This is a genomic window from Thermohalobacter berrensis, assembly GCF_003609645.1.
Taxonomy (GTDB): domain Bacteria; phylum Bacillota; class Clostridia; order Tissierellales; family Thermohalobacteraceae; genus Thermohalobacter; species Thermohalobacter berrensis.
This window is the reverse complement of record NZ_MCIB01000004.1, coordinates 74219-89535: the sequence shown is the minus strand read 5'-3', so window position 1 is coordinate 89535 and position 15317 is coordinate 74219. Positions and strand designations below refer to the sequence as shown.

The 15317-nt window shown below is 30.9% G+C and carries 15 protein-coding genes and 2 other annotated features; all 15 genes read right to left on the bottom strand.

The window, feature by feature from the left end; translation table 11 throughout:
* Nucleotides 1-6: 6 nt before the first annotated feature.
* The 15 genes from BET03_RS04160 to BET03_RS04095 all read right to left on the bottom strand — a co-directional run bounded on the left by BET03_RS04160 (nucleotide 7) and on the right by BET03_RS04095 (nucleotide 15317).
* On the bottom strand, nucleotides 7-531 hold the full coding sequence (locus BET03_RS04160) for an NYN domain-containing protein (protein ID WP_120167608.1): 525 nt from the start codon (nucleotides 529-531) through the stop codon (nucleotides 7-9).
* Nucleotide 532: 1 nt separating this feature from the next.
* Nucleotides 533-1279, bottom strand: a complete 747-nt coding sequence (gene rlmB / locus BET03_RS04155; protein ID WP_120167606.1) for a 23S rRNA (guanosine(2251)-2'-O)-methyltransferase RlmB — start codon at nucleotides 1277-1279, stop codon at nucleotides 533-535.
* 84 nt (nucleotides 1280-1363) lie between these two features.
* Complete coding sequence (gene thyX, locus BET03_RS04150) at nucleotides 1364-2134, bottom strand: FAD-dependent thymidylate synthase (RefSeq protein WP_120167604.1); 771 nt, start codon at nucleotides 2132-2134, stop codon at nucleotides 1364-1366.
* Nucleotides 2135-2307: 173 nt separating this feature from the next.
* Entirely contained in the window at nucleotides 2308-2724 is a 417-nt protein-coding gene (locus tag BET03_RS04145; protein ID WP_120167602.1) for a Mini-ribonuclease 3, read from the bottom strand.
* Between the two features lie 19 nt (nucleotides 2725-2743).
* A complete protein-coding gene (gene cysS, locus BET03_RS04140) occupies nucleotides 2744-4138 on the bottom strand; it encodes a cysteine--tRNA ligase (protein ID WP_120167600.1) in 1395 nt (464 codons plus the stop codon).
* Complete coding sequence (gene cysE / locus BET03_RS04135) at nucleotides 4125-4796, bottom strand: serine O-acetyltransferase (protein WP_120167598.1); 672 nt, start codon at nucleotides 4794-4796, stop codon at nucleotides 4125-4127. Before cysE ends, cysS begins: the two co-directional genes overlap by 14 nt.
* Before the next feature lie 156 nt (nucleotides 4797-4952).
* Nucleotides 4953-5164 (bottom strand) — a binding site (T-box leader).
* A 13-nt stretch (nucleotides 5165-5177) separates the two neighbouring features.
* On the bottom strand, nucleotides 5178-6656 hold the full coding sequence (gene gltX, locus BET03_RS04130) for a glutamate--tRNA ligase (protein WP_120167596.1): 1479 nt from the start codon (nucleotides 6654-6656) through the stop codon (nucleotides 5178-5180).
* A 51-nt stretch (nucleotides 6657-6707) separates the two neighbouring features.
* Nucleotides 6708-7583, bottom strand: coding sequence for a DUF1002 domain-containing protein (locus tag BET03_RS04125; RefSeq protein WP_120167594.1), 876 nt, complete (start codon nucleotides 7581-7583; stop codon nucleotides 6708-6710).
* Between the two features lie 30 nt (nucleotides 7584-7613).
* Nucleotides 7614-7739: a hypothetical protein gene (locus BET03_RS13900; protein WP_279230334.1), complete on the bottom strand. Its 126-nt coding sequence runs from the start codon at nucleotides 7737-7739 to the stop codon at nucleotides 7614-7616.
* A 114-nt stretch (nucleotides 7740-7853) separates the two neighbouring features.
* A complete protein-coding gene (locus BET03_RS04120; protein WP_120167592.1) occupies nucleotides 7854-9578 on the bottom strand; it encodes a proline--tRNA ligase in 1725 nt (574 codons plus the stop codon).
* A 110-nt stretch (nucleotides 9579-9688) separates the two neighbouring features.
* Nucleotides 9689-9900: a binding site (T-box leader), on the bottom strand.
* Between the two features lie 153 nt (nucleotides 9901-10053).
* Complete coding sequence (locus tag BET03_RS04115) at nucleotides 10054-11130, bottom strand: M24 family metallopeptidase (protein ID WP_120167590.1); 1077 nt, start codon at nucleotides 11128-11130, stop codon at nucleotides 10054-10056.
* A gap of 134 nt (nucleotides 11131-11264) precedes the next feature.
* Nucleotides 11265-12677 carry a sodium:solute symporter family protein gene (locus BET03_RS04110; RefSeq protein WP_120167588.1) on the bottom strand — a complete coding sequence of 471 codons (1413 nt, stop codon included), beginning with the start codon at nucleotides 12675-12677 and terminating at the stop codon, nucleotides 11265-11267.
* A gap of 244 nt (nucleotides 12678-12921) precedes the next feature.
* Nucleotides 12922-13794, bottom strand: coding sequence for a sulfite exporter TauE/SafE family protein (locus BET03_RS04105; RefSeq protein ID WP_120167586.1), 873 nt, complete (start codon nucleotides 13792-13794; stop codon nucleotides 12922-12924).
* 45 nt (nucleotides 13795-13839) lie between these two features.
* On the bottom strand, nucleotides 13840-14844 hold the full coding sequence (locus tag BET03_RS04100) for a proline racemase (RefSeq protein WP_120167584.1): 1005 nt from the start codon (nucleotides 14842-14844) through the stop codon (nucleotides 13840-13842).
* Complete coding sequence (locus BET03_RS04095) at nucleotides 14844-15317, bottom strand: glycine/sarcosine/betaine reductase component B subunit (RefSeq protein ID WP_120167582.1); 474 nt, start codon at nucleotides 15315-15317, stop codon at nucleotides 14844-14846. The genes BET03_RS04100 and BET03_RS04095 overlap by 1 nt, the downstream gene beginning before the upstream one ends.

Below are 15317 nucleotides of genomic sequence, written 5' to 3'. Positions count from 1 at the left end.
AGCTATTTACTCATTTCTCCTTAGTTTTTCCAATTTTTTCAATGTATCTTTGTCAATAAAATTTCCTAACTGATTTTCTTCCTTAATTGTCTTTTTTTCTGTTTTCCTTTTTATTCTTCTTTTCATACTATCTACTTCTGCTTTTAGTTCCCTTGCCGATATCCTTATACCACCTCTGCCTAAAACAATCTGTTGTTCAGTCCAATCAGATGTTGCAACTCTAACCCTTTTCCTTTTACCTATTGAATCTAATGTCTTTTCAATATAATGGTCTGCTGTTTCATGTGCTTTGGTATAAACTACTTCCACATTTGAAATTGTTTCTTTACTTCCTAGGCTTCCCTTTACTAAATGGGCATCAAATACTATAATAACTTTTACTCCTGTATAAGCTTGGTATTCTGACATTATTTCTATAAGTTTATTTCTGGCTGTTTCAAGACTAATGCTACATAATTTTTTTAACTCTGGCCATGCATTTATTACATTATACCCGTCTACAAATAGTATTTCTTTCTTATTTCTACTCATTTCATCTACTCAAACTCCTCTGTCTTAGTACTTCGTATATCATAATAGAAGCTGCAACAGATGCATTTAGAGATGAAACCTTTCCCTTCATAGGTATTTTAACTAGAAAATCACACTTTTCTTTTACAAGTCTACTAATTCCTTTACCTTCACTTCCTATAACAAGTCCTACTGCTCCAGTTAAGTCTTCTTGATAGTAATTCTTTTCACCATCCATATCTGCACCATATATCCATAATCCTTTTTCTTTTAACTCTTCGATAGTATATACAATATTTGAAACTCTAGCTACAGGCATATACTCTATTGCTCCAGCAGAACTTTTAGCAACAGTCGGGGTTAATCCTACTGATCTTCTTTTTGGTATTATAATACCATGTGCTCCAGCACACTCTGCAGTCCTCATTATAGCTCCAAGATTATGAGGATCCTTAATTTCATCAAGTATAATTACAAAGGGTTTTTCATTACGTTTTTTAGCAACATCTAAAATATCATCAACTGTTCTATACTTATATTCAGCCACTAACGCAACAACTCCCTGATGGGAGTTAGTCCTAGATATAGAATCAAGTTTACTTTTATTAACATGCTGAATTACTATTCCTTTATCTTTAGCCATACCCTTTATCTTTCTAATTGAACCCTGCTTTGAGCCCTTAGCTATAAGTATCTTTTCTATTGGTCTATCAGATCTTATAGCTTCAATTACTGGGTTTCTGCCTTCAATATAGTTTCTGTCACCCAATTTTTTCACCTCTTACTTTTCTTTTATAATCTTTAGTGTCTGTGTTTAGTAGTTTGTTATTCCTCTATTTTATGTTTTATTAATTTAAAGTTTTTTAAATTTTTCCCTTACTTCTTCAATTTTTCCACAAGTCATATTTCCCTCAGGACATGGGCCATTAATACAGTTTGGACCTGCATATTTAAATAGGGTTGGTGCTACTTTTCTTACTTGTTTCAACATTTGTATAGCCATTTCTCTAATTTCCCATTGGGCTCTATTACAGCATCTATGTTTAAAAAAGTTAAAGAGAGTTCTAGCATTCATTGTAAATACTATCTTTGTTTCACAAGAGTTTGGAAATACATAGCGAGCATCTTCTATTGCTTTCTTTTCTGCTAACTGTCTTGCTCTTTTTTCAGAGTAACCTTCATTTAAGAATTCTTTATAATGATCCTTAAATAATGTCTCAGTTATTTCATTATAATACTTTTGATCTTCTTCCATAGCTTTAATAAATAATTCTTTAGCCTTAGAATTATTTTCAATACTAGGTGGAATTATGTATTCAAATTGATCAAGCTTTACGTATCTTTGTGATTGTTGAGAATATGATGCTATTCTATGTCTAACTAGTTGATGAGTAAGTACTCTAGATACTCCTTCAACTGCAAAAGTAAAATTCACATGTTCAACAGGTGATTCATGACCTAACCCCATTAACATATCTAAGAATTTTTCTATTTTTTCTTTATCTAATTTTTCCTCTATTTCGTCTATTCCAACCGGTGAATAACAAAGTTTTGCTGCAGAAGCAACTAATTTTTCCGGTTCAGGTGTGTATTTTAATAAATTAACCTTAAGTTTTGAAGCCATATATACTCTCCTTTCTACTTGTCCACTTCTTTACTATTAAAGTTATTATAACATATAATGTAAATAGAAAATAGTAGCCAATAGTCTTATGTGTTAATGTAAAAAAATATGCTGATGGATTATAATCCATCAGCATATTAAAGTATACTTACATAGGACTATATCTATAATTATCAATTGTCAATTATTTTGATTGCTGTGTTTAACAACTCTAAAATCCTTTCCCTTTTACCTACTAGATATAAAAAACCAATTAATGCTTCAAATCCTGTTGCATATCTATAATCTGAAAGATTAGCATTTTTAGGAACCGAACCAGTTTTAGCATTTCTTCCTCTTTTTACTATAGCCCATTCTTCATCACTAAGTTTATCCTTAAGTGAGTGTATTATTTCTGCTTGACTTTCTGCTTTAACATATCTTACAGCTTGCTTATGAAGTTCATTTACTGATATATTCATTTCTTTTAAAAGAAAGTTCCTTATAAAAAGTTCATAAACTGCATCTCCTATATATGCAAGTTGTAAAGGAGATAAAAGCCTAACGTCCTTTTCATCCCATTTTTCAAATTTTAAGTTTAATTCTGTCAACTTTACTTCAACTCACTTTCTAAACTCTTCTCCATTTAGTTCCTTCAGGTGTATCTTGAATAATTATACCCTTTTCTTTAAGTTCATCCCTAATTTTATCGGCTAGTTCATAGTCTTTATTTTTTCTAGCTTCATTTCTCTTTTCGATAAGTTCGATTATTTCCTCATCTAATATTTCTTCCTTTTTTGACAATATACCTAATATACTACTTAATTCCACTAATAAATTATATGCTTTTTGAACCAAATCCTTAGATGTTTCAGCAGAAAAGTTGCTGTTAGTATATTTAATTAACTCAAATAATACAGCTATAGCATCAGCAGTATTTAAGTCATCTTCCATACTTTCTTCAAACTTAGCTTTAAATTCATTTAGTTTTTCTAATACATCATTTTTCTCTTCTACATTTTTCTCTTCCGTATGCTCTAGTAAATGCTCAAGGTTATTCTTAGCATTATATAATCTGTCTAAACCTTTTTTAGATTGTTCTACTAGTTCTTTACTAAAGTTTATTGGACTTCTATAATGGGCTGATAACAGGAAAAATCTTAACACTTCTAAATCATATTCTTTGCTTATTTCTCTTACTGTAAAGAAATTCATTTTTGATTTTGACATCTTTTCATCTGACACATTAACCATGGCATTATGCATCCAGAATTTTGCAAATGGTTTGCCTGTTAAGCTTTCACTTTGAGCAATTTCATTCTCATGATGTGGAAACTGTAAGTCTGTTCCACCTGCATGAATATCAATAGTATCTCCTAAATATTTTCTAGCCATAACAGAGCATTCTATATGCCAACCAGGTCTTCCTTTACCCCAAGGACTATCCCATGAAGGTTCTCCTGGTTTTTCCTTTTTCCAAAGGGCAAAATCTCCTGGATTTTTCTTTTCTTTATTGACCTCTATCCTTGCTCCAGATACAAGATCTTCAACATTTTTTTTGGACAATTTTCCATAATCCTTTAATTTAGTTATGTCGAAATATACATTGCCATCGACATTATATGCATACCCTTTGTCAACAAGACTTTTTATAAAATTAATAATGTCTGTAATGTGTTCAGTGGCCTTAGGATGCTTAGTTCCTTCTTCCTTTAATAATAAGCCTTCAGCATCTTTATAATATTCTTTTATAAATCTATCAGCTATTTCTTTAACAGTTGTCCCTTCTTCATTAGCTCTATTTATCATTTTGTCATCAATATCTGTAAAATTCACAAGGTAATCTACTTCATAACCTTTATATTCAAAATATCTCCTTAAAACATCAAATACTACTAATGGTCTAGCATTCCCAACATGAATATAATTGTAAACTGTAGGTCCACATACATACATAGTAACTCTTTCAGGATTTATAGGTTTAAATTCCTCTTTCTTTTTAGTTAAAGTATTATACAGCTTCATTTTTATCCTCCTTTCTATTTTTATAAATATAATCTTCTAATTCACTTATTCTTTCCCTTAATTTATTAAGCTCTTCTGCAATCGGGTCAGGCATTTTACCATGTTCTAAATCTATTTCCTTATGAACAGGCCTTAGCCTTCTATTATCCTTCTTAACTACTCTTCCAGGAATACCTACAACTGTACAATTTTCTGGAACTTCTTTAAGAACAACTGCTCCTGCTCCTATTTTAGAATTATCTCCAATTTTTATTGGTCCTAGTACCTTTGCTCCACTTGCAACAACAACATTATTACCTATTGTTGGATGCCTTTTACCCTTTTCCTTTCCTGTTCCTCCTAAAGTAGCTCCTTGATATATTGTTACATTATCTCCAATCTCTGTTGTTTCTCCTATAACTACTCCCATTCCATGGTCTATAAAGAGACCCTTTCCTATTTTAGCCCCTGGATGAATCTCAATTCCTGTTAAGAGCCTACCTACATGAGAGATAAAACGAGCTATCAGGAAAAATCTTTTTTGGTAAAACCTATGGGCTATCCTATAAATGATTAACGCATGTAGCCCTGGATAACATAATATTACTTCTAATAAACTTTTCACTGCAGGATCCCTTTCAAAGATCACCTTTATATCCTCTTTTATTGTTTTAAACACCCCATAAAAATACCTCCTTTTTAATTATCATTTTATATTAATTGAAAAATTAGCCATTGTATATTAGATATTATAACTAATATATTAAATTTTACATTTTCAATTTTTAATTTTTTAGTTAAATTTTCAATTAAAAAGATAAACCGTCCCTTATAAATAAGAGACGGTTTTTCCGCGGTTCCACTCTATTTGGACTATTAAGTCCCACTCTTTAGGCTATAACGGTGCCACCGGTTTATCCTACTTAAATTTCAGATAACGGTTCAAAGGTGCACTTCAATCTATGAGGGACTTAGAATCTCTCTCAGCTTATAGAGATTCCTCTCTGTAAGTATTATAGATCTACTTTACCTTATCATTACCTTTAACAAATATCTCTTTTTAAATTTCTTCTTTTACATATTCTATTCGATTTAGTATATTTTGTTTACCTAAAACTTTAAGAATATCTCCCATTTCTGGTCCATGTAACTGTCCAGTTAACATAGCTCTAATAGGCATATATAAGCTTTTACCTCTTATTTTAGTTTTCTTTTGAATATTTTTAAATACTTTTTTGGCAAATTCATCATCTATTTCTTCTATATTATTTAATTCTTCTTTAAATGCTTCTAATAATTGTGGTACTTGTTCTCCTGAAAGAACTTTCCTTACCTTTTCATCACTTAAGTCTATTTCATCTTTAAAATAGATATCTACCTTATCAACTATCTCAGCTACATATGATAAGCTTTCTTGAACTGTTGAAACCATAGTCTTTATCCATTCATATCTATTTTCAACATCCTCTTCAGTTATATAACCTGCTTCAATAAGATGTGGAATAGCTAGCTTAGTGATTCTATCTACGGTACTCTTTCTAATATATTGTCCATTTATCCAGTTAAGCTTACCTTGGTCAAATACTCCACCTGTATTTGATACCCTATCAAATGAGAATTCTTTAATAAGCTCATCCATTGAGAATATTTCTTTATTGCTTTCTGGACTCCAACCAACTAATGCTAAATAGTTAACTAATGCCTCAGGTAAATATCCTTTTTTCCTAAAGTCACCTACAGATACATCTCCATGTCTCTTACTTAACTTCTTTTTATCTTTATTTAATACTGTTGGAAGATGTACATATACTGGCTGCTCCCAACCAAATGCCTCATATAGATAAACATGTTTAGGAGTAGATGGTAACCATTCTTCTCCTCTAACTATATGAGTTATTTTCATTAGATGGTCATCAACTACAACAGCTAAATGATAAGTTGGAAAACCGTCTGATTTTAATAAAACTTGGTCATCTATATCCTTAGTATTTATTGTTATTTTACCCCTTATAAGATCAGTAAATGTAATATCTTTATTAGTTGGTAATTTCAATCTTACAGTATACTTCTCTCCTGCTTCTATTCTCTTTTTAGCTTCTTCTATACTAATATTTCTACAATACCCATCATATTTTGGGATTAATCCTTTTTTCTTTTGGTTTTCTCTAACCTTGTCAAGTCTTTCCTTTGAACAGAAACAATAATATGCATGCCCTTTTTCAATTAATTCATCAACATATTTTTTGTATATGTCTAATCTTTCTGATTGTATATATGGGCCATATTCTCCCTTTTGTACTAGTTTGCCATTTTCTATAAAAACACCTTCATCATGTTCCACTCCTGCCCACATCAAGGATTCTATAAGGTTTTCAATAGCTCCTTCTACATATCTACTTCTATCTGTATCCTCGATTCTTAAAATATATTTACCACCATTTTGTTTTGCAAACAAGTAATCATAAAGTGCTGTTCTTAATCCACCTATATGTAAATACCCTGTAGGACTTGGGGCAAATCTTACTCTAACTTCTGACATATAAATACCTCCTAGTATCCTTTTATCTGTGTATATTATATACCACATCTATTATTGTATCAAGTTATTTAACTTTGTCATAATATTAGTAAATATTCGCCTTAAAAAATCAAGTATAACTTCAAGTATTGATTTAACTTCCCTATTAGTTTGTGCTATTTCCTTTACCTTATCAGATATTCCCTTTAATTGATTCTTTACTTCTTTTAGGTCAAGATTTAATCTTGATATATCCTTCATTAAATCAACTATTTCATTAACTTGATTTTCATTTAAGTTTATATCTAACTTACCGGATATTTCTATTATAATTTTTCTAATCTCTTTTTCATCCCTTAAATTTCTATTTATAACCTCTTCCTTTACTTCTTTTATTAACTGACTTGCATTATCTTTTCCAATTTGCTGACCCAATTTGCCAGTTTTAGCTATCTCTTTATTGGCAACCTCTTTTTTCTTTGTGTTAATACTTAAACCTGTGGCTTTTTCAAATGCTTTAATGATACCTGTAAGTGCTGCTGTACCTGAAACATTAATTGGTGCAGCTACTTTTACCTTAGCATCCTTTATACCTGCAGTTACTAAGGCATTCATATACATTTCCTTTGTAACCCAAGTAATATTATAAGTTTCTACCTTAATTCCTTCACCATTATCTAATTTTTCAACAAAAGCTGAAGAAATTGCCCTTGTTCCAATTACATTTTCATTAATATATTTACCTAAATATCTTCTTTCTTCTTCATTACTAACAGTAATTATTCTAATATCTTCTTTAGTATTGAAAAGATTTAACATTTGCTGCTTTTCCTCTTCTGTTAAGTCTTCTCCAAGGCTTACAACAATATCATCCTTAGCCTGAGAAAACACAATTAAATTAAATATTAACAAAAATATAAAACTAATACTTAAAACTTTCTTTACCATATAATACCCTCCTAGGATTACTTTAATCAGTTAAAAGACCCTCGTTAAAATAAAAAAAACTAAAAAGATTAATATTATATGAAAAATCCACCAGCTTATAGATAGGAAAGTAAATCTAGGTGGAGAAGTTTTTTTATCCTTATCATCCTTATCCATATTTAACCTCCTTAATCTTTTTAATATTTATTTTGTATTAGTTTAAACATAATATTTAAAAGGTATACTAAGCCATAAAAAAAGTCCTTCATCCATTTGGATGAAGGACTTTTTTTAAAGCTTAAGGTTTTGCCTTTCAAATTCTTCTTTAATTTTTTCAAATACTTCATCAGCTTTTACTTCAATTTTTTCTCCGTCTCTTCTTAATACAAATTCTACAATGTTTTCATTTGCTTTTCTACCTACAGTAATTCTAATAGGTATACCTATTAAATCTGCATCTTTAAATTTAACCCCAGGTCTTTCTTTTCTATCATCAAGTAATACTTCGATTCCCTTTGATGATAACTCTTTATATAGTTTTTCACCTAATTCTATTTGTTCATCTTTTTTAACATTTACTATAGTTATTACTACATGATAAGGTGCTACAGATAGTGGCCATATAATACCATTTTCATCATGGCTCTGCTCTATAATTGCTGCCATTGTTCTTGATACACCTACACCATATGATCCCATAAGGAAATACTGTTCTTTCCCATTTTCATCTAAATAAGTAGCATTTAAGCTTTTGCTATATTTAGTACCTAATTGGAATATGTTCCCTACTTCTATTCCTCTAGCAATTTTTAAAGTAGAATTACATTTAGGACATTTATCTCCTTCTTGAACAAGAAGTAAGTCATTTACTACTTCTCCCTCAAAATCTCTACCATAGTTAACATTTTTAATATGATAATCTGTTTCATTTCCACCTACAATAAAGTTCTTCATCTTTGTAACTCTAGAATCAACTAATAGTCTAATATCTTTTTTAAGTCCTAATGGACCAGCAAATCCAACCTCTGCACCTGTTACTTCTTTAATGATATCCTCATCTGCAAGGATAAGCTCATGTTCTGGTACTTCTAATAAGTTACAAAGTTTAATTTCGTTCAACTCTCTATCTCCTGGTATTAGTACACCTATTATTTCATCCTTTACTTTGTATATAAGCATTTTTACGAATTTATCTGCTGGTAATTTAAAGAAGTCTTCAAGTTGTTCTATAGTTTTTACTGAAGGAGTATGAACTTTCTCTTTTTCCAATTCTTCATTATCTTGTTCTTTAAGGTCATAAATACATTCTGCCCTTTCATCAGTTGCTCCATAATCACAATCATCACAATATGCTATTTCACTTTCTCCGACCTCTGACATTGCCATAAACTCATGGGAATCACTTCCTCCCATAGCTCCAGAGTCACCTTCAACTACTCTAAATTTAAGACCACATCTTGTAAATATTTTCTCATATGCCTCCCACATCTCTCTATAGGACTCTTTCATACCTTCTTCATCTCTATCAAAGCTATATGCATCCTTCATTATAAATTCTCTACATCTCATAAGACCAAATCTAGGCCTTTTTTCATCTCTATATTTTGTTTGGATTTGATATATATTTAAAGGCAATTGCTTATATGATTTTAACTCATTTTTTATAAGATCAGTAAATATCTCTTCATGGGTTGGTCCTAAACAGAACTCCCTTTCATGTCTATCATTTAACCTAAACATTTCTGGGCCATAATCATACCATCTTCCACTTTGTTTCCATAATTCAGCTGGTTGAATAGCTGACATTAACACCTCTTGACTACCAGCCTTATCCATCTCTTCCCTAACAATATCTTCTATTTTTTTCAAAACTTTATATCCTAATGGTAGATAAGAATATACTCCAGAAACTAGTTTTCTCATCATTCCTGCTCTAAGTAATAACTTATGACTTGGTATTTCCGCCTCCGATGGAACTTCCCTTAATGTTGGCATATATAGCTTAGACATTCTCATGCTTTACATCTCCTTTCTTTTAATATTAAGATAATTTTCTTTATTAATTATTGTCTTTAAATATTATTTGTATTGTATATGCATCAAAAAAACCCCCATCCCCAAAGCATATTAGGGACGGAGGTTTTATCCGCGGTACCACCCTAGTTGACTTAATAGTCCTCTTACTTAATGATAACGGTTATAAAAACCGACCAGACATACTAATTTCCGTCTGGCAGCTCTGGGACGGGTTCAATATTCAGAGGGACGGAAATCTTTCAGCCTAGGATTTCCTCTCTGTAGACCGTGAATATCTACTACTTCCCTTCTTTGCCTTTTAATAATTTATTATTATTTTCTTTTATTTTGAACATATTATAACAGAAAAACTTATATTTGTAAATACTTGCTTATTCTAAAACTTCTATAGAAATAAAAATATTGTACCATTCTAAATACAATTAAATATAACCGTGAATTTTAGTATTTATTATTAACTAAATACTATAAGATCTTTAGAAAATTTATTAAGGACTTCGCAACCATCTTTAGTTACTACAACCAAATCCTCTATTCTAACTCCATATTTACCTTGCAAATAAATCCCTGGCTCTATAGAAAAAACCATCCCTTCAATAATTTCCATATCATTTGATGAACTAACATCAGGGTATTCATGTACATTAATACCTATATTATGTCCAGTTCTATGAATAAAATATTCACCATAACCTCCATCTTCTATAACCTTCCTTGCTGCTCTATCTATATCACTAAACTTTACTCCTGGTTTAACAGATTCTATTGCTTCTAAATTAGCCTTATATACTAGGTCATATATTTTTCTATATTCATCATCTGGTTGACCATAAAATAGACTTCTAGTCATATCTGAAGCATATCCATTTTTAATACATCCAATGTCTATTATAATACAGTTATTTTTCTGTAGTTCAGTCTCATTTGGAATATAATGGGGATCAGCAGCATTTTCTCCGTAACATATAATTGGATTAAATGCAAAACTGTGACTTCCATACTTTGAATATATTGTTGACAGCTTTTTAGTAGCTTCTATTTCACTACATCCACCTTTTATAAACTCAATTATTTCTTCCATAGCTTTATCATTTATAGCTGAGGCTTTTTTCATAAGTTCAATTTCTTTTTCGTCTTTTATCATTCTAGCTTCATCTACTACTATTGAACCATTTTCTACTTTAAGTCCTTCTTTTTCCTTAAGAAGACTAATCAAAAAGTGAGAAGGCCATTCTTTGTCTATTCCAACAACTTTATTTTTATCAATTATTTTAGCCAATTGTTCAATAGGATCATCAGTATCTTTATGAATACATATATCTATTCCTAAATCCTTAGTAATTGGAAATAATTCATTTATAAATAATCTAACATTTCCATCAGTATTAATATAAAGAGCTAGCATTCTTTCCCCTGGGTGAATCCATTCACCTAGTAAATAAAATATAGAATCTGAAGATGTTATTATCATTTGAGGTATGTTATACTTCTCCATATTTTTTATAATCTTTTCTAATCTTTTTCTATTCATTTTCCCCCTCCTTTATATAAACTCTTGATTACTCTATATAACTTTTGTCAGAGTATTTAACTTGAACTAAAAATTTAGGATTCCCTTTAATTTCTAGTAAAACATTATAATATAAAGGGAATCCTAAATTTATATTATCCATTTACTTCATGAATATTTGAGGTTTTATTTTTATTTCTTGTCAAAAATGTAACTATTATAATCGTTATTATTGCAATTGGAATAGAAACAACTGAACTATTTAAATCCATTGGCTTTTTCAAAATTATTTCCCAAACTAGTGTAGTTGTAACCCCTACTAACATAGATGATATTCCTGCTTCTTTAGTTACATCTTTCCAAAGAAATACTGCCAATACTGCCGGTGTTATTCCTGCTCCATATACAGTATAAGCATACATTTGAACTTCTAGTATTTGGCTAAAGTAATTTATTATAATAAAAGCTAAAACTCCTAATATAGGAATTATTATTTTTATTATTTTTAATTTCTTTTCTTCTGAAGCTGAAGGATTAATATACCTTCCATATATATCGTACGTTACACTTGTTGCAGCAGATAACAGAAATGAGTTTCCAGTTGTAACTATAAATGCCGCAGCTGCAGCTAACATAAGCCCTCCTATAAAAGTAGGCATTATAGTTGTTGTGGCAATAAGTGCCATACCAGGATTTATATCTGGAAAATTAACTCTAGCTGCAAAAGCTATAACTGCCACTGCTGGATATATAACTAATATTCCTATAAGCCATCCTATTGCCCCTAATTTGGTTTCATTTTTACCTTTAGAAGCAGAAAGCCTTTGATACATATTTTGGTCCCCAAGCAGTAAAAATAATGCTGGTACAATATAACCTATAAACTGTAATGGTGTAAGTCCTCCTAATATTGAAGAATCTTTCGGTAAAGTAGCCATTGCATTATCCCAGCCTCCTGCCATTGACATAGCAACTGGGGCACCTATTATAACTCCAATTACAATAAAAAAAGCACTCATAGCATCTGTAAGAGCTACAGACATTAATCCTCCTACAGTGGCTAAAAATATTATAAGAATGGTTCCTAAAATTGTGGCTAGTTCAACATCAATTCCTGTGGCAACATTTAGTATATATCCTAATCCCTTGTATTGATATGATACTATTCCCAAGTAAGCCATTACTATAATTATTACAGAAAGAATGCGTGCACCTTCCCCATATTTTTCTTGCAGTATTTCAGATATAGTATATTTACCATTTTCTCTTATCTTATTTGCTATAATTACTAGAAACAATATTCCAATAACTTCAACAGAACTTTGGCTAACAGCTGTCCAAAAACCATAAGAATATGCTAGTGAATTGGGACCTCCCGTTATCGTTCCACTTCCACACCAAGTAGCTATAAGAGTTCCCATCAATACAAAGGCACCAAGTCCTCTTCCTGCCAATATAAAGTCCTCACTATTATTTATTTTTTGAGATGACCTTATTCCTAAAAATACCATGATAATTGCATAAGCTAAAAGATACCATATTAAACTTGGTTTCGAAATAACTTCCATTAGTTTTTCTCCTCTCTAACCATTTTTTATGTTTTTTGGGAATATATATAAATACTTTGAGAGTCACTCTTTGAAGTTCTAAACTTTTATATAGAGTGACTCTCCTATATATAAATAGTAGAAACTGGTGAAACAGGGGGGGACAGTTCTGTATTTCACCAGTTTCTTCATTTGTCAATATAGTCTAAATAACCATTTTAGTAATTTTCTAATAATAAATATACTTTATAATTAATTGCTATTTTTATTCATATGAAACCTGTTTTGGTTTCATAGCTGACCTTAACATTGTGATTGAAGTATATAATATTACTCCTATTACTAACCACTTTAATATTTCTAATGGTAGAGACTTAACTATATATGCTGCTATAATAACACCTACTATACCACCTAAAGTAATACCCATTGAAGCTTTTCTATCATAAGCTCCCTCTTTAACAAATTTTACTGATGCTACAGGCATTAAGAAAGCACATGAACCCATCATTATTGGAAATGCAACCCTTGGTGACATTCCTAAGAAATAGATTAATGCCATACAAGGAGCATATAGACCTATACCTGCAGTCATTAATGCACCTAAAATAAAGTTAGCAACTACTGCTATTATTAGTTTGCTTCCTTCTAGTCCAATGGCATCTCCTCCACTAGGGAACCAATTCATTTTACCTGCAAACATTAAAAAGGCAGTAACAAATAATGCTATTCCCATTGTTATCTGAATTTTCTTTTCAGGCAACTTAGATATAATTCCTGCTCCTACCCAAGCACCAATTGTAGCAGCTGCAAGCATGGAAACTAAAGTAATAATGTCAACTTGAATTACAGTAATGAAAATAAAAGCTTCAAGTATAACTGGTATAGTACACGAAACATTTAATGTTCCAGGAATTACTCTATCCTGTGTTTGCTTAAAAAATTTAAGTAAAGCTGTAGTTGGCGCAAAAGAACCAATTCCTAAAGTATCAAAAAAGTTAGTTAAAAATCCAATTCCTGTAACCTTACTCCAAGAGTTAGTTTCTAAGTTGCTCTTATTTTTCATAAAGTCACTAATGAATACAAATGCAAACCAAAGTCCAAATATACCTAAAACTCCTAAAATAATAGTTAACATACAATACCCCCTATAAGTTATTTTTTTGACAAACCTTTTTAAAAATTACTTTACTAAAAATCCATGTTTCACAGGATCTTCAGGATCAATTATGAATTGATTAAATGCAGTAATATAAGCCGCGCCAGTTATTTCAGGTATAACAGCTTCATAATTACCTACTTTTGTTGTACCTAAAATCCTACCTTTAAATAAAGTGCCTAAAATACTTTCATAAATAAAATTCTCGTTTTCTTTAATATGACCTTTAGAATATAATGTAGCAAGCTTAGCGCTTGTCCCAGTGCCACAAGGGGATCTATCAAATTGCCCTTCCCCAAATATAACAACGTTTTTTAAATTTGCTTTAGGATGAGTAGGCTCATCATAAATCTCTACTAAGTCTACAGTTTTAATATGTTCTAGATTAGGATGCTTAATTTCCACATTTTTGTTAATAATATCTCTAATTTTCATCCCTAAGTCTATAAGTTTACTTATATTTTCAGATTTTACTTTAAGACCTAATTCTTTAGCATTTACTATGGCAAAAAAGCTTCCTCCAAAGGAAATATCCAGTTTTATTTTTCCTAATTCTGGGACTTCAATTTCTAACTCTTTATAATGAAAAGCTGGAACATTTACAATTGAAACTTCTTTAACTTTTCCATTTTGTACTTTAGCCTTTGCTTTTACTAATCCTGCCGGTGTATCCATAGTTACTTCAGTAATGGGCTCCTTAGCTTTTACCATTCCTGTTTCTATAGCTATTGTGACAGCTCCTATAGAACCGTGGCCACACATATTTAAATAGCCACCACCATCCATGAAGATTATTCCAAAATCAGCTTCATCGTTAACTGGTGTAGTCATAATTGAACCAAACATATCGTTGTGACCTCTAGGTTCATGCATTAGGGAAGTTCTTATATCATCCATATTCTCTTGTAAATATTTTTTCTTTTCAGCCATAGTTTTTCCTGGAATATTAGGAATTCCACCTACAACAACTCTAGTAGGTTCTCCCATTGTATGGGAATCAACCACATGAATACTTCTGGTAGCTTGCATTAATTATTCCCCTTTCTCATCATTTTTAACTTTAATAAAGCTATTGCCTTTTTAGCATCTAGATAATCAACATTGTTTTCTCCTACTACTTCTGTCTCTACACCTTCTTGGGACTTATTAAAATCAACAATTGTATCCATATACTTGTTTTTAACAACAAAACTACCTTGGGTACCTACAAAACTCATACCAACAACAGGAATACCTCTTTTTCCTATTTCCTCAATAGTATTTGCAAAATCTACATGAGAGTTCCCCCAACCATCTACAGAAATAATTACACCATCTGCCCTTATTGCTTCTACCCATGCTGCCGTTCTTTTACCTACAAAATGTTTTTCCTTGTTATCTTGGGGAGTTCCAACAATTATAATTCCAGCTAAATCTATATCATTATCCTTTGAAACCACATCTAAAAGTGGATCTCTAAAATGATGTAAGGTTGTTTCTTTAGTTGAAGGTCCTATACCCAT